This is a genomic window from Streptomyces sp. NPDC060205, from assembly GCF_042728395.1.
Taxonomy (GTDB): Bacteria; Actinomycetota; Actinomycetes; order Streptomycetales; family Streptomycetaceae; genus Streptomyces.
In genome coordinates this window covers 1-15863 of record NZ_JBHWZP010000218.1, presented here as the reverse complement: position 1 = coordinate 15863, position 15863 = coordinate 1, and the positions used below count along the sequence as shown (strand labels likewise).

Below are 15863 nucleotides of genomic sequence, written 5' to 3'. Positions count from 1 at the left end.
GGCTCCGCCCCCGAACCCCCGCTCCTCAAACGCCGGAGGGGCTAACTGATAGCCCGTCCGGCGTTTGAGGACGAGCGCGCAGCGCGATACGGGGGCGAGGGGCGCAGCCCCATGCGTGGACGGGATCGGGTAGGGGCGGCGGGGGCGGGAGAAACGTTGTTCCGTCGGTGCCCGCACGCCGCTTACCATGCGCTTTGTCGCACACGGTTCCGCATCGGCGGAGCGCCGCGCACCCCCGGACGAGGAGCACAGCACAAGTGGAGATACCCCCGCCCGCCGGACCCCCGCAGCCGCCGCAGGGGCAGCCGCCGCAGGGCCCGTACGGCGCACACCCGGGCCAGGGGCCGTACCCGCCGCAGGGACCCGCCCCGTACCCGGGCCAGGGGCCCTACCCGGGACAGGGGCCGGCCCCGTACGGGTACCAGCCCTGGGGGCACGGCTACTCCCCGTACACCACCCCCGCGCCCGTCAACGGCCTCGCCATCTCCGCGCTGGTGCTCGGCATCCTCTGCTTCCTGCCGCTCGTCGGGCTCGTGCTCGGGCTCGTCGCGCTGGGGCAGATCAGGAGGAAGGGCGAGCGCGGCAAGGGCATGGCGATCGCCGGGATCGTCCTGTCCGGACTCGGCACCGCGATCCTCGTGCTGGCGCTCGCCACCGGCGGCGCGGCCGGCTTCTGGGAGGGCTTCAAGGAGGGCGCGCGCGACGCGAGCGGCAGCGACGCCGTCTTCTCCCTGGAGAAGGGCCAGTGCTTCGACACACGGGGTGGTTCCCTGGAGGGCGTGGCCTACGACGTCGACACGGTGTCCTGCGAGGGCGAGCACGACGGCGAGGTCTTCGCGAACTTCCCGTTGCCGGACGGCGGTTACCCGGGCGACGACGCCGTCACCGAGGCCGCCGACGACAAGTGCTTCTCGCTCCAGTACGCCTACGCGATGGACTCCTGGGCCGTCCCCGACGACGTCGACATCTACTACTTCACGCCCACGAGCGACAGTTGGCGCTACGGAGACCGCGAGATCAGCTGTGTCTTCGGCAACACGGACGAGAAGGGCACCCTGACCGGCTCCCTGCGCCAGGACGCGACGACCCTCGACGCCGACCAGGTCGCCTATCTGGAGGCGGCCGAGGTCCTGAACAAGGCGATGGACTCGGCGCCCGAGGAGGAGTACGTCGAGGACGACCTGCCCGGTCACAAGGCGTGGGCGACCCGGGTCTCGGGTGCCCTCACCGAGCAGGTCGGCCTGTTGCGCGGCCACCGGTGGCCCGCCGACGCCGAGAAGCCGGTCGCCGCGCTCGTCGGGCACCTGGAGTCCGCGAAGAAGGAGTGGGCCGACGCGGCGAAGACCTCCGACGTGGACACCTTCTACGAGCACTACGGCAAGGCACTGGACCTCACCGACGCGAAGAAGTCCGTCACGACCCGCAAGGCCCTGGGGCTTGAGTCGACCCCGCCGCCCGCGTACGAGGACGGCAGCGGGGACGAGAGTGCCGGCGACGCCGAGGTGTAGCGCAGGCCCTAGCGGAAAGAAAGTGCCTGCGTAAAGCCCCCGAAGGCCCTACGTCATCACATCGAGTGATTCTCTGGCCTTTACTTGCCTGGTACAACCCACGGTTGCCACCCTGTTGCTGTCTGTACAACCCCGAGGGAGTGGCCAGTGACATTCGGTGAGCAGCCGGCGTATCTGCGCGTCGCCGGCGATCTTCGCAAGAAGATCGTCGACGGATCGCTGCCACCGCACACCCGACTCCCGTCGCAGGCCAGAATCCGTGAGGAGTACGGGGTCTCGGACACGGTCGCCCTGGAGGCCCGCAAGGTGCTGATGGCCGAGGGGCTGGTCGAGGGCCGCTCCGGGTCGGGTACGTATGTGCGCGCGCGCCCGGTGCCCCGCCGTGTCGCCCGCTCCGGATACCGGTCGGACAGCGGCTCGACCCCGTTCCGCCAGGAGCAGGCCGACCTGGCCGCACGCGGTACGTGGGAGTCGCACAGCGCACAGACGGAGGCGAGCGGCGCCGTCGCCGAGCGGCTCGGCATCGAGGCCGGCGAGCGCGTGATGTGCACGAAGTACGTCTTCCGGGACGCGGGCGAGGCGATGATGCTCTCCACCTCCTGGGAACCCCTGGCCGTCACGGGCCGCACACCGGTGATGCTTCCCGAGGAGGGCCCCCTCGGCGGGATGGGCGTGGTCGAGCGCATGGCCGCCATCGACGTGGTCGTGGACAACGTCACCGAGGAGGTGGGCGCCCGGCCAGGCCTCGCCGAGGAGCTGTCCGCGCTGGGGGGAGTGCCGGGCCATGTCGTGCTCGTCATCCAGCGCACGTACTACGCGTCGGGCCGGCCGGTGGAGACGGCGGACGTGGTCGTGCCGGCGGACCGGTACCGGATCGCGTACCACCTGCCGGTGAAATAGGGGCCGCCGACGGCGGTCCGGGAGCGGTCCGGGGCGGACCGGCGGTGTAATCCGGTCGTTCTCGTGGCCTCCTGCGGGCGGCCCCGGGGCCGGTCCTCGCCCCGTCGGCGGGGCCCGCCGGGGGTGGCAGGGGGTGCCGGAGGGCGTATCCACGCGGATGCGCCCTCTCTGTGCTGGCCGGTTGCTTACGTACTGCGTACCTCTTTGTGAAAAGCCGTATTCGCTGCGTAAAGGTTAGGCGTAGGCTCCGGCATATGCGGATTGCGGTTTCCTTATGGAACGGGGTTGGGCGCGAACCGGGGGCGGGGAGTGGAGGGGCGCGATGAACGACGGCACGATCACACTTCCCTGGCTCGTCATACGACAGGACGACAACGGCAATCGCTATCGCGTCGGCAGGTACGCGACCAGGGCCGAGGCCCAGAAGATCGCGGACAGCCTCGACGTCCGGGGACACAAGCAGCTGTACTGGGTCGAGCGGATCGCGCAGAACGGCGCGAGGTGACGGCCGTCGGGTGACGGCCGTGGGGTGATCGGCGCCGAAGGGTTTCCGCAGCTCCCGTAGGCTCCTGCGCATGACCGAACCGATCGTGGTGGTGGGGGCCGCCGTGCTCAGTGACGGGCGGCTGCTCGCCGCGCGTCGCAGCGCGCCCGTGGAGTTGGCCGGGCGCTGGGAGCTTCCCGGGGGGAAGGTCGAGCCGGGGGAGAGTTCCGAGGGGGCTCTCGTGCGGGAGCTCCGGGAGGAGCTGGGGGTTTCGGCGGAGCCGTTGGTGCGGGTGCCGGGGGAGTTCGTCCTGCGGGCGCCGTACGTGTTGCGGGTGTGGACGGTTCGTCTGCTTCCCGGGTCGCCCGCGCCTCTCGCTCTTCAGGACCACGACGAGCTGCGGTGGCTGACGGTCGATGAGCTGTGGGACGTCGACTGGCTGGACCAGGACGTGCCGGCTGTCGTCGAGGTGGCGCGGGTGGTGTGGGGGGTTTCCTCGCCCCCGCCGCCCCTACCCTCCCCCAGTCTCGGCTTCGCTCGACCGGGGGGACCCCCATCGTCCCTGCCTCAGGGGCTCCGCCCCCGAACCCCCGGTCCTCAAACGCCGGACGGCTGAGGGATTCGCGGACCGTCCGCGACTCTTCAGCCGGTCCGGCCGTTCGCGGCTCTTCAGCCGGTCTGGTCGCGTACTCAGGGGCTTTGCCCCCGAACGCCCGGTCCTCAGGCGCCGGACGGCTGAGGGATTCGGGGGCCCTCCGCGGCTCTTCAGCCCGTCCGGCGTTTGAGGGCGAGCGCGTAGCGCGACAGGGGGGTCCGGGGGCGCAGCCCCAGGGGGTGCGATACACGTGTCGTACGTGGGACGCTCGCCCTCGCGGGGCGCGTGTGGAGAGTGATGCGGGCTCGGAGTACGCCGTTCGTGGCACGGCACGCCCGCGCGCGCGGTACTTCGCCCGGGATATCGGGTATGTGCCAATAAAACCGATGAAATCGGACATGGTCCGCCGCAGGCCTGGGAGTGAGCTGCGTGATTCACACCGAGGGCGATGTCGCCGAGTGGACCTTCCCCGCGGAGCCGGGCGCCGTCAGAACGGCCCGCGCCGTGGTCCGCGGCCAACTGCGCGCCTGGGGCCTCGATGCCCTGAGTGATGTGACGGCGCTGCTGGTCAGCGAGCTGGTGACCAACTCTCTGCGGTACGCGACCGGCCCCATCGGCGTTCGTCTCGTACGCCCCTCGGGTCTTCTGGACGGCCTGCTCGTGGAGGTTTCCGACCCGCTGCCCGACCCGCCCCGGGAGCGCTCCGCCCAGCCTGACGACGAGACCGGGCGGGGGCTCCAGCTGGTGGCCGACGCGGCGCGCCGCTGGGGCACCAGACCAGGCGAAACGGGCAAGACGGTGTGGTTCGAGCTGGCCCTGCCCGACTGATCGCCGGTCCTGTGGCCCGGTCCGCGGGTTGTCCGGTCCGTCTCGGGTACAGAGACGGACCGAGTCGGTGGTTCGACGGGGTGCCACGTGGTTAGAAGACTGGGAGTGTTTGTCGCAGCCGGTCCTAAAAGCATCGGGACCGTGCTGTGATCGTGAACACCGTGTTGTGCGGCTCCGTAGTGCTGGATACTGCGGGCAGCCGCTTTCGGTGACCGGTGCCGGGCGCGGTGAGCTGGAGGGGACGGTTCGCGTGAGCGAGATACCAGCGAAGGCCACGGAGTCCGAGGATCCGTCGGGCGGCGCGATGGCTGATGCGACGACAGGCGATGACGCCACGCCCGCGGCGGGCAGGACGACGGCCGGAGCGTTGGGCGGCGGGTCGGACGGAGTGTCGGGCGACTCGTCCGGTGAGGTCGTGTGGCAGAGCAGTCCGCCCGGATCGATCTACGACTACATCAAGGTCGCCTCCTTCTCGATCGGCCCCGACGGTCTCGTCGACCAGTGGAGCCTGCGCGCCGAGCAGCTCTTCGGCATCTCCACCGACCGCGCCGTGGGCATGGATCCCATCGAGGCCTTCGTGGCCGAGGACAGGCGCGACTTCGGCCAGCGGAAGATGGCCGAGGTCCTCGACGGCAGGGAGTGGACCGGTGTGGTCCCCTTCCGGCTGCGCGACCCCGGGGGCAGCGGCCGGACCACCGAGGGACTCGCCGAGGTGTACGTCATGCCGACGCGCACCGAGGAGGGCGAACGGGCCGCCGTGTGCATCGTCGTGGACGTGCGCACCCTCCGCAGCATCGAAACGGACCTCGCCGCCTCGCAGGCGATTTTCGGCCAATCTCCGTTCGGTTTCCTCCTGATCGACCCGGACCTGCGGATTCGCCGCGCCAACCAGCGGTTCGCCTCGACCTTCGGCGGCACCGTCGACGACCACCGCGGCCGTACGGTCAAGGACTATCTGTCGCCGGGCGAGACCGACCGGGTCTCGGCGATACTGCGCCGGGTCCTGGAGACGGGCGACTCCGTCACCGAGATGCTGGTCACGGGCACCGTCCCCGGTTCCTCCGAGCGCCGCCACTGGTCCATCAACCTCTATCGCGTACACGGCGGTTCGGGCCGGCCGATCGGGATCGCGTGGCTGGGTACCGACATCACCGCGCGCCGCGCGGCCGCCCGTGAGGCCGCGCAGGCCCGGCGCAATCTCGCCCTCCTGAACGAGGCGGGAGCGCGTATAGGGAATTCGCTCGATCTGGAGACCACGGCCCGCGAACTGCTGGACGTCGCCGTCCCCGGCTTCTGCGACCTGGCCTCCGTCGACCTCTACCAAGGGCTGCTCGCCGGCGACGAGACCCCGCCGGGCCTCGCCGACGGCAGCGCCGAACTGCGCAGGGTGGCCTATGCCAGCGCCGTGTCGGACGCGCCCTTCGTCGGCGGCCGCAAGCTCGTCAGCGTCGGCGCGGTCCACCACTTCGCCTTCAACTCCGCCTGCGCGGACGCCCTGCGCACCGCCAAGCCGCAGTTCGTCGCCGCTGAGGACGGCGAGCTGATCCAGTCCACGCTCGCGGTGCCGATGGTCGCCCACGACACGGTCGTCGGCATCGTCCAGTTCTCCCGCACGAAGGGCAGCGAGCCGTTCGGGGAGCGCGACCGGGCGCTGGCGGTCGAACTGGCCGCGCGGGCCGCCGTCTGCATGGACAACGCGCGCCTGTACCGCCGCGAGCACGAGCGGGCCCTGATCCTCCAGCGGTCCCTGCTGCCCCCGGGCGACCCGGAGGCCTCGGGCCTCGACATCGCCTGCCGCTACCTCCCGGGGAACGCGGCCACCGAGGTCGGCGGCGACTGGTTCGACGTCATCGAACTGCCCGGTCACCGCACGGCGCTGGTCGTCGGTGACGTGATGGGGCGCGGTCTGCGGGCGGCCGTCGCGATGGGTGAACTGCGCACGGCCGTACGCACGCTGGCGCTGCTCGACCTCGAACCGGCCGAAGTACTCTCCGCGTTGGACGAGATCGCCCGTGGACTCGGCACACCGGGCGGCACGCAGCAATCTACGCGCGGTGCCCGCCAGTCCCGGGACGCCGACCTCTCCGAGGTCTACCTCGCCACCTGTGTGTACGCGGTCTACGACTCCGTCACCCGCCGCTGTACGTTCGCCAACGCCGGCCATCTCCCGCCTGTCCTGGTGGAACCGGGCGAGAGCGCGCTCATGCTCGACGTACCGCCGGGCATGCCGCTGGGAGTCGGCGGCGAGCCGTTCGAGGAGGTGGAGGTCGAACTCCCCGAGGGCGCCCTCCTGGCGCTCTACACGGACGGTCTGGTCGAATCCCGCGACCATCCCCTCGACGAGGGCCTGCAGGCCTTCGTGGGCGCCCTCACGGACCCCTCGGCCCCGCTGGAGGACGTCTGCGACCACGTCCTGAGCACCCTCGACACCCATCACGGCGAGGACGACATCGCGCTGCTGATGGCACGTGTCCAGGGGCTGCCCGCCGAGTCGGTGGGCGACTGGACGCTGCCGCGCGAACCCCGGAGCGTGGGCCGCGCCCGCGAGTTCGCCCGCAACCAGCTGGTCGGCTGGGACCTCGAACCGCTCGTCGACACGGCCGAACTGCTCGTCAGCGAGCTGGTCACCAACGCTCTGCGCTACGGCGAGGGCGAGATCCGGCTGCGGCTCCTGCTCGACCGCACGCTGGTCTGCGAGGTCTGGGACGCCGGTCTCGTCCAGCCGCGCCGCCGCCGGGCCCGAGACACCGACGAGGGCGGCCGGGGACTGCAGCTGGTGGGGCTCCTCAGCGCCGCCTGGGGCTCGCGCCGCACACCCCGGGGCAAGACGGTGTGGTTCGAACTGCCCCTGCCCAACGGCGGAACGAGCCTCGCGGACCCGGCGGAGGCCCTGCTGAGCCTGTTCTGACCCCCGCCCGCCACGGCCGTCCCGAAGACCTCACCCCTTCGGGGAACGCCTGCCGATCTTCGACCCCAGCCAGACCAGCGGGTCGTACTTGCGGTCGACGGCGCGTTCCTTGAGGGGGATCAGGGCGTTGTCCGTGATCTTGATGCCCTCGGGGCAGACGTCCGTGCAGCACTTGGTGATGTTGCAGTAGCCGAGCCCGTGCTCGTCCTGGGCGGTCCTCTTGCGGTCCAGGCCGCTCTCCTGCGCCGCGTCCAGCGGATGCATGTCCAGCTCGGCCACCCGCATCAGGAAGCGCGGCCCGGCGAACGCGGTCTTGTTCTCCTCGTGGTCGCGCACCACATGGCAGGTGTCCTGGCACAGGAAGCACTCGATGCACTTGCGGAACTCCTGCGAGCGGTCCACGTCCTCCTGCATCATCCGGTACTCACCGGCCGCCAGCTTCTCCGGCGGTACGAACGCGGGCACCTCCCGGGCCTTCGTGTAGTTGAAGCCGACGTCGGTGACCAGGTCGCGGACCACGGGGAACGCCCGCAGGGGAGTGACGGTGATCGTCTCCTCCCGGGTGAACACCGACATCCGGGTCATGCACAGCAGCCGCGGCCGGCCGTTGATCTCCGCCGAGCACGAACCGCACTTGCCCGCCTTGCAGTTCCAGCGCACGGCGAGGTCCGGGGCCTGGGTCGCCTGGAGCCGGTGGATGATGTCGAGGACCACCTCGCCGTCGTTCACCTCGACCGCGAAGTCCTCCAGGCCGCCGCCCCCGACGTCCCCGCGCCACACCTTGAAGCGGGCCTCATAGCTGCTCACTCGTAGAGCTCCTCTTCGGCGAGGTACTTGCCCAGCTCTTCCTTCTCGAAGAGAGCGAGCAGGTCGGGTCGGATGGGTTCGGTGGTCTCCCGTACGAGGTCGATCTGGCCGTGCACCGGGTCCGTCGCCGCCAGGCCGCCGGTGGGATCGGTCAGTTGACAGAGCAGGTTCACGCGCCGCCAGGCCCGGTCCATCGCCGGATGGTCCTCGCGGGTGTGGCCGCCGCGCGACTCGGTGCGCTCCAGCGCGGCCCGTGCCACGCACTCGCTGACGAGCAGCATGTTGCGCAGGTCGAGCGCGAGGTGCCAGCCCGGGTTGAACTGCCGGTGCCCCTCGACCCCGGCGCGCCGGGCCCGTACCCGCAGATCCGCGAGTTTCTCCAGGGCCGCCTCCATCTCCGCCTCCCGGCGGATGATGCCGACGAGGTCGTTCATCGTCTGCTGGAGCTCCTGGTGGAGGGTGTACGGGTTCTCCGGCGGCCGGCCGTCCTCGCCCTCGCCGGGCGCGGGCCCCTCGGCCGAGAAGGGCCGCAGCGCCTCCGCGGCGGCGGCGTCGACCTGGGCCTCGTCCACGACGGGGCGCCCGCCGGCGGGCCCGGTGGCGTGCTCCGCGGCGTGCAGTCCGGCCCGCCGCCCGAAGACCAGCAGGTCGGAGAGCGAGTTCCCGCCGAGCCGGTTGGAGCCGTGCATCCCGCCCGCGACCTCACCGGCCGCGAACAGTCCCGGCACCCCGCGGGCCGCCGCGGTGTCCGACTCGACCGCGATGCCGCCCATCACGTAGTGGCAGGTCGGCCCGACCTCCATCGCCTCGGCGGTGATGTCGACGTCGGCGAGTTCCTTGAACTGGTGGTACATGGACGGCAGCCGGCGCCGGATCACCTCGGCCGGCATCCGGGTCGAGACGTCGAGGAAGACTCCGCCGTGCGGGGAGCCGCGGCCCGCCTTCACCTCGGAGTTGATGGCCCGTGCCACCTCGTCCCGGGGGAGCAGTTCGGGCGGGCGCCGGTTGTGGTCCGGGTCCTCGTACCAGCGGTCGCCCTCCTCCTCGGACTGCGCGTACTTCTCCTTGAAGACGTCCGGGATGTACTCGAACATGAACCGCTTGCCCTCGGAGTTCCTGAGCACCCCGCCGTCCCCGCGCACCGACTCCGTGACGAGGATCCCCTTCACGGACGGCGGCCAGACCATGCCCGTCGGGTGGAACTGCACGAACTCCATGTTCAGCAGCGGCGCCCCGGCGAGCAGCGCCAGCGCGTGCCCGTCGCCCGTGTACTCCCAGGAGTTCGACGTCACCTTGAAGGACTTGCCGATGCCGCCGGTGGCGACCACGACCGAGGGCGCGTCGAGCACGAAGAACCGGCCCGACTCCCGCTCGTAGCAGAACGCCCCGGCGACCCTGCCGCCGTCCTTCAGGATCCGGGTGACTGTGCACTCCTGGTAGACCTTCAGACGCGATTCGTAGTCCCCGGTCTCCTTGAAGTCCTCCTGCTGGAGCGAGACGATCTTCTGCTGGAGCGTGCGGATCAGCTCCAGGCCCGTACGGTCGCCGACGTGCGCGAGCCGCGGGTACTCGTGCCCGCCGAAGTTGCGCTGGGAGATGCGCCCGTCCGCCGTACGGTCGAAGAGGGCGCCCCACGTCTCCAGCTCCCACACCCGGTCGGGGGCCTCCTGGGCGTGCAGTTCGGCCATCCGCCACTGGTTGAGGAACTTGCCGCCGCGCAGGGTGTCGCGGAAGTGGACCTGCCAGTTGTCGCCGGAGTTGACGTTGCCCATGGCCGCCGCGATGCCGCCCTCGGCCATCACGGTGTGGGCCTTGCCGAACAGCGACTTGCAGATGACGGCCGTACGCGCGCCGCGTTCGCGCGCCGCGATCGCCGCGCGCAGGCCGGCTCCTCCGGCACCGACCACGACGACGTCCCACTCCTGCCGGTCGACCACGGACATCTGAAGCACCTTTTGTCTGTTAGAAGAAGGTCGGGTCGTCGAAGACGCCGGACGCGACCAGGTACACGTAGAAGTCGGCGAGCGCCACGCTCACCAGCGACGCCCAGGCGAGCTGCATATGACGTGCGTTCAGCCGTCCCACCAGCTGCCAGGCCCGGTAGCGCACGGGGTGCTTGGAGAAGTGCTTGAGCTTGCCGCCGACGATGTGCCGACAGGAGTGGCACGAGAAGGTGTACGCCCAGATCAGCACGATGTTGACGAGGAACACGAGCGTGCCGAGCCCCATGTGGCCCCACTCGTAGTCCTCGTTCCGGAAGGCGAGGACCGTGTCGTACGTGAGGATCCCGGCGACCGGGACGGCCGCGTAGAAGAAGTAGCGGTGGATGTTCTGCAGGATCAGCGGGAAGCGCGTCTCGCCCGAGTACTTCTTGTGCGGCTCGGCGACCGCGCAGGCCGGCGGCGAGGCCCAGAAGCCCCGGTAGTAGGCCTTGCGGTAGTAGTAGCAGGTCAGCCGGAAGCCGAGCGGGAAGATCAGCACCAGCAGGGCGGGGGACAGGCCCCACCAGCTGCCGAAGATCTCCCAGTTGGGCCCGTTCCGCATCGGCACGCAGTTCTCCGCCAGACACGGCGAGTAGAACGGTGAGACGTACGGGGCGGCGTAGTAGTCGCTGTTCGAGAACGCCCGCCACGTCGAGTAGACGACGAAGGCCAGCAGCCCGGCCGCCGTCGCGGCGGGCGCCAGCCACCAGCGGTCGGTCCGCAGATGCGGGGCGGAGATCGCGGCGCGCGTGGCGTTCCGTACGCCGCCGCTCTTCATTTGGGGTTCCGTACCAGTGGCCAAGGAGAGCTCCGGTCGGGGATCAGGGTGCGTGGCGGTCGCGGGCGCCGAGACCCTCGTCGTCGGAGTCCGTCCACAGGGTCGTGTCGTACGGGGTGTCGGGGATGGACACGAGGTCGGGGCGCTTGGGCCGGGCGAGACCGGGTGCGGCCTCGCGCAGCAGCGCCACGCTCTCGCGCAGGTGATCGGCGTCGGTGCGCACCCTGCGCATCTCCAGGCCGCCACCGTCCAACTGCTGTTCCAGGCGCCTCACGGACCTCACCAGGTCGTCGAGGCAGCGCTGGACTGACGTCAGTTCGTCGTGCACGGACATGACTTGCCCTCACTTCCGCGGACCCGGCGGCCCAAGGCGGCAACGTTCATGCGCCTGCGAGTGTCGCGCGTCACACCGGCTGGTGGGAAGGGACGTGCATGGATTGGGAAGATCCGGCAGAAGCCCGCCGGGGGGCGCGCGGGCACCGGGCCCGCTCCGGCGCGCGGGCCCGGGGCATTGCGCCGCACGGGTGGGCTTCCCCGGGCCCGTCGCCGTGTCGCCGCCCGGTGCCGGAACCTTTCCTCTTCAGTGGCCGCATAGATCTGATCAACTCCAAATACCGCCAAACGTGATCAGACCATCCGTGTTCACCCGTGGAGCGGCCCCCCGGAGGTACCAGTCATGTCCCACGACGGCGTCGGACTGCGCGCGGTGACGCGCTCGGCAGCGTTCCTCACGGCGGGCGTCCTCGCGGCGGGCGCTCTCGCCGGGTGCAGTGAGCAGGACGAGGCGGGCAGGCCCGCCGCCGGCCAGGACATCGCGTCCGCGAAGCGTGATCGGATCGCCGACGGCGGCACCCTGCACTGGGCCGTGGACAACGTCCCCGAGACCCTCAACACCTTCCAGGCGGACGCCGACGCGGCCACCTCCCGGGTCGCCGGCGCCGTACTGCCCTCCCTGTACCGGCTCGACGCCAACGGCCGCGCCCGGCGCAACCCCGACTACCTGGAGGGCGCGAAGGTCGTCGAGCGCGAGCCCCGGCAGGTCGTGCTCTACAAGCTCAACCAGCAGGCCGTCTGGAGCGACGGCCGCGAGATCGGCGCCGCGGACTTCTCCGCGCAGTGGCGCGCCCTGTCCGGCAAGGACACCGCGTACTGGACGGCCCGCAACGCCGGCTACGACCGCATCGAGAAGATCGAACGCGGCAAGAACGACCTGGAGGTGCGGGTCACCTTCAAGAAGCCGTACGCGGACTGGCAGTCGCTGTTCTCGCCGCTGTACCCGAAGGACGTCATGGGCACCCCGGACACCTTCAACGACAGCGCCCGCCGCAGACTGAAGGTCACCGCGGGCCCCTTCGCCGTCGACACGGTCGACCGCACCTCGGGCGACATCACCCTCAAGCGCAACCCCCGCTGGTGGGGGCGGCCCGCCAAGCTCTCCGAGCTGGTCCTGCGCGCCGTGCCCCGGGAGAAACGTGCCGCCGCGCTCGCCGGCGGGCGCCTCGACCTGGCCGAGATCGACGCGGCCGAGGCCCACCGCATCACGTCCGCCGCCCGGGAGGCCAGGAGCGGCAAGGGCGCACCGCTCACCCACGGCCCCGGCGCCGCCCTCACCCCGGGCCGGGCGCTGCGTTCCTGGGCCATCGCGCACGGCTCCGACGAGGAGGCCGCCGACAAGGAGACCACGGCCCGCAGGAAGCGCGCCAAGGCCGTGGCGAAGTACACCGGGCAGCAGTCCGCCCTGCGCGGTTTCGTGGTCCGCAAGTCCCTCGAACCGGCCTTCACGCAGCTCGCGTTGAACGGCTCCGAGGGCCCGCTCGCCGACGAACGGGTCCGCCGGGCCGTGGCCCGCGCCCTCGACCGCAAGGAGCTCGCCAAGGCCGTCCTTGAGCCGCTCGGCCTGCCCGCCGAGCCGGTCGGCAGCCACCTGGCGCTCGCCGGACAGCACGCGTACGCCGACAACAGCGGAGCGCTCGGCGACCAGGACACCGGGGAGGCGCAGGCCCTGCTTGCCGACGCCGGGTGGGTGGCGGGCGGCTCCGTCAAGGAGGAGAAGTCCAAGAAGGGCGCGGGCGCCGAGGCCTCGAAGGCGGCCAAGGGCAAGAAGGACACGAAGGACGCCAAGGACGCCAAGGACACGGACGAGGCGGACGGCTCCGGCGACGACGGCACGTACATCGTCGGGGGCACGGACGACAAGCCCGCCGACGACGAGAGCCCCACCGTGCTCGCGCCCAGGAAGCGGGACGGGGCGAGCGGGGCGGAGAAGCACCTCGCCCAGGACGGGAAGCAGCAGCTCAAGCCGGGCGGAGCCCCGGGGGCGTACGCGCCCAGGGGCACCCGCGCCCCGGGGCCCGAGGCCGCGGGGCCGCTCGCCAAGAACGGCAAGCCGCTGTCGCTGCGCTTCGTGCTCCCCTCGGGCCCCGGATCCCAGTCGCTGCGGGCGGTCGGGGACCGGATCGCCCGGATGCTGGACCGCGTCGGCATCCGTACGGAGATCTCCAAGGTCGCCGACGACAGCTATTTCAAGGATCACATCGCCTCGGGCCAGTACGACCTGGCGCTGTACTCCTGGCCCGCGTCCGCGTTCCCCGCGACCGACGCCCGCCCCATCTACGCCAAGCCGGTCCCGGCGGCGGACGGTTCCCTGAACGTCGAGCAGAACTTCACCCGGGTCGGCACCGACCAGGTGGACCAGCTCTTCGACCAGGCCGTCGCCGAACTGGACGCGGACGAGTCCCGCTCCCTGGTCCGCAAGGCGGACGCCCGCATCTGGGCCGCCGCGGCCTCCATCCCCCTCTACCAGCGCCCCCAGCTGACGGCGTCCCGCACCAATCTGGCCAACGCGGGAGCCTTCGGTTTCCAGACCCCTCTCTACGAAGACATGGGCTTCCTCAAAAAGGACTGAACCCGCAGGTGAAGGCGAGTCCCCGGCCCCGTCAGGGGCGCGGGGAACTGCGCGATCGGCCCCCACCGGCCCGCACTGTGGGAGCCGGCCGATCCAGCCCGCGAAGCCCCAGCGGCAGCGGCCACGTACCATGGGGTAAGGCCGTGGCACGTTTCAGCCCGGCAGGGCCCCGCGCAGCAGCGGATGGCCGTCACCTCACTCCGGGAGAAGCGCCTCAATATGGCCACGCGCCACGACATCCGCAACGTCGCCATCGTCGCCCACGTCGACCACGGCAAGACCACCCTGGTCGACGCCATGCTCAAGCAGGCCGGTGCCTTCGCCGCGCACGCCGCCGAGTCGCTCGACGACCGCATGATGGACTCGAACGACCTGGAACGTGAGAAGGGCATCACGATCCTGGCCAAGAACACGGCGGTGAAGTACCACCCGAAGGATGGCGGCGACGTCATCACCATCAACATCATCGACACCCCCGGCCACGCCGACTTCGGTGGTGAGGTCGAGCGCGGTCTGTCGATGGTGGACGCGGTCGTCCTCCTGGTCGACGCCTCCGAGGGCCCGCTGCCCCAGACCCGCTTCGTGCTGCGCAAGGCGCTGCAGGCCCGCCTGCCCGTCATCCTGTGCATCAACAAGACGGACCGTCCCGACTCGCGTATCGACGAGGTCGTGAACGAGGCGTACGACCTCTTCCTCGACCTGGACGCGGACGAGGACCAGATCGAGTTCCCCATCGTCTACGCGTGTGCGCGTGACGGTGTGGCGTCGCTCACCAAGCCGGAGGACGGCACCGTCCCGGCCGACAGCGACAGCCTGGAGCCGTTCTTCTCCACGATCCTGTCGCACGTGCCGGCCCCGTCCTACGACGAGGAGGCCCCGCTCCAGGCGCACGTCACCAACCTGGACGCGGACAACTTCCTCGGCCGTATCGCGCTGCTGCGCGTCGAGCAGGGCGAGCTGCGCAAGGGCCAGACGGTCACGTGGATCAAGCGTGACGGCACCATGTCGAACGTCCGCATCACCGAGCTGCTGATGACCGAGGCGCTCACCCGCAAGCCCGCCGAGAAGGCCGGCCCCGGTGACATCTGTGCCGTCGCCGGTATCCCGGACATCATGATCGGCGAGACCCTGGCCGACCCCGAGAACCCGATCGCGCTGCCGCTCATCACGGTGGACGAGCCGGCCATCTCGATGACCATCGGTACGAACACCTCCCCGATGGTCGGCCGCGGCGCGACCGGCAAGGGCGCGGACAACAAGGCCGTGGTCAAGGACCGCAAGGTCACCGCCCGCCAGGTCAAGGACCGCCTCGACCGCGAGCTGATCGGTAACGTCTCGCTGCGGGTTCTCGACACCGAGCGCCCCGACGCCTGGGAGGTGCAGGGCCGCGGTGAGCTGGCGCTGGCCATCCTGGTCGAGCAGATGCGCCGCGAGGGCTTCGAGCTGACCATCGGCAAGCCGCAGGTGGTCACGCAGGTCATCGACGGCAAGGTGCACGAGCCGGTCGAGCGCATGACGATCGACGTGCCCGAGGAGCACATGGGCGCGGTCACGCAGCTCATGGGCGTCCGCAAGGGCCGCATGGACAACATGTCGAACCACGGCTCGGGCTGGGTCCGGCTGGAGTTCGTCGTGCCGTCCCGCGGCCTCATCGGCTTCCGTACGGAGTTCCTGACCGGGACGCGCGGCACCGGTATCGCCCACTCGATCCACGAGGGCCACGAGCCGTGGTTCGGCACGCTGACGACCCGTAACAACGGCTCGCTGGTCGCCGACCGCTCGGGCGCCGTCACCGCGTTCGCGATGACGAACCTCCAGGAGCGCGGTGTGCTGTTCACCGAGCCCGGCACCGAGGTGTACGAGGGCATGATCGTCGGTGAGAACTCGCGCGCCGACGACATGGACGTGAACATCACCAAGGAGAAGAAGCTCACCAACATGCGGTCGGCCGCGGCCGACTCCTTCGAGGCGATCGTCCCGCCGCGCAAGCTCTCGCTCGAACAGTCGCTGGAGTTCTGCCGCGACGACGAGTGTGTCGAGGTGACCCCGGAGGCCGTGCGCATCCGCAAGGTCAACCTGGACGCCCGTGAGCGCGGTCGCGCCGCGAGCCGCGCCAAGCACGGCTGACCCTGCCTCGTCGTAGCCCGGCTCCCCGCACCGCGGGGAGC

Annotated in this window: 12 protein-coding genes; 8 read left to right on the top strand and 4 right to left on the bottom strand. The window is 70.8% G+C overall.

Annotated features, from left to right (window positions below):
* Window positions 1–257: 257 nt before the first annotated feature.
* From ACFWGJ_RS30285 to ACFWGJ_RS30260, 6 genes are all read left to right on the top strand, one after another.
* Window positions 258–1508 carry a DUF4190 domain-containing protein gene (locus ACFWGJ_RS30285; protein ID WP_387331041.1) on the top strand — a complete coding sequence of 417 codons (1251 nt, stop codon included), beginning with the start codon at window positions 258–260 and terminating at the stop codon, window positions 1506–1508.
* 147 nt (window positions 1509–1655) lie between these two features.
* Window positions 1656–2408, top strand: a complete 753-nt coding sequence (locus ACFWGJ_RS30280) for a GntR family transcriptional regulator (protein WP_267027072.1) — start codon at window positions 1656–1658, stop codon at window positions 2406–2408.
* Between the two features lie 322 nt (window positions 2409–2730).
* Entirely contained in the window at window positions 2731–2913 is a 183-nt protein-coding gene (locus ACFWGJ_RS30275; RefSeq protein ID WP_387331036.1) for an SPOR domain-containing protein, read from the top strand.
* 70 nt (window positions 2914–2983) lie between these two features.
* Window positions 2984–3508 carry a (deoxy)nucleoside triphosphate pyrophosphohydrolase gene (locus ACFWGJ_RS30270; RefSeq protein ID WP_387331034.1) on the top strand — a complete coding sequence of 175 codons (525 nt, stop codon included), beginning with the start codon at window positions 2984–2986 and terminating at the stop codon, window positions 3506–3508.
* A gap of 408 nt (window positions 3509–3916) precedes the next feature.
* Window positions 3917–4315, top strand: coding sequence for an ATP-binding protein (locus ACFWGJ_RS30265; RefSeq protein ID WP_387331031.1), 399 nt, complete (start codon window positions 3917–3919; stop codon window positions 4313–4315).
* Window positions 4316–4565: 250 nt separating this feature from the next.
* A complete protein-coding gene (locus tag ACFWGJ_RS30260) occupies window positions 4566–7223 on the top strand; it encodes a SpoIIE family protein phosphatase (protein ID WP_387331028.1) in 2658 nt (885 codons plus the stop codon).
* A 30-nt stretch (window positions 7224–7253) separates the two neighbouring features.
* Here ACFWGJ_RS30260 and ACFWGJ_RS30255 read toward each other — a convergent pair whose 3' ends face one another.
* The 4 genes from ACFWGJ_RS30255 to ACFWGJ_RS30240 are packed head-to-tail and all read right to left on the bottom strand — an operon-like array spanning window position 7254 to window position 11124.
* Window positions 7254–8030, bottom strand: coding sequence for a succinate dehydrogenase/fumarate reductase iron-sulfur subunit (locus tag ACFWGJ_RS30255; RefSeq protein ID WP_387331026.1), 777 nt, complete (start codon window positions 8028–8030; stop codon window positions 7254–7256).
* Window positions 8027–9973, bottom strand: coding sequence for a fumarate reductase/succinate dehydrogenase flavoprotein subunit (locus ACFWGJ_RS30250; RefSeq protein ID WP_387331023.1), 1947 nt, complete (start codon window positions 9971–9973; stop codon window positions 8027–8029). The genes ACFWGJ_RS30255 and ACFWGJ_RS30250 overlap by 4 nt, the downstream gene beginning before the upstream one ends.
* Before the next feature lie 19 nt (window positions 9974–9992).
* Window positions 9993–10790, bottom strand: coding sequence for a hypothetical protein (locus ACFWGJ_RS30245; RefSeq protein ID WP_387331020.1), 798 nt, complete (start codon window positions 10788–10790; stop codon window positions 9993–9995).
* A gap of 43 nt (window positions 10791–10833) precedes the next feature.
* A complete protein-coding gene (locus ACFWGJ_RS30240; RefSeq protein ID WP_387331017.1) occupies window positions 10834–11124 on the bottom strand; it encodes a hypothetical protein in 291 nt (96 codons plus the stop codon).
* Window positions 11125–11466: 342 nt separating this feature from the next.
* Between ACFWGJ_RS30240 and ACFWGJ_RS30235 the strand changes: the two genes are divergently transcribed.
* A complete protein-coding gene (locus tag ACFWGJ_RS30235; protein ID WP_387331014.1) occupies window positions 11467–13695 on the top strand; it encodes an ABC transporter family substrate-binding protein in 2229 nt (742 codons plus the stop codon).
* Between the two features lie 219 nt (window positions 13696–13914).
* Complete coding sequence (gene typA / locus ACFWGJ_RS30230; protein ID WP_387331011.1) at window positions 13915–15822, top strand: translational GTPase TypA; 1908 nt, start codon at window positions 13915–13917, stop codon at window positions 15820–15822.
* Window positions 15823–15863: the final 41 nt, after the last annotated feature.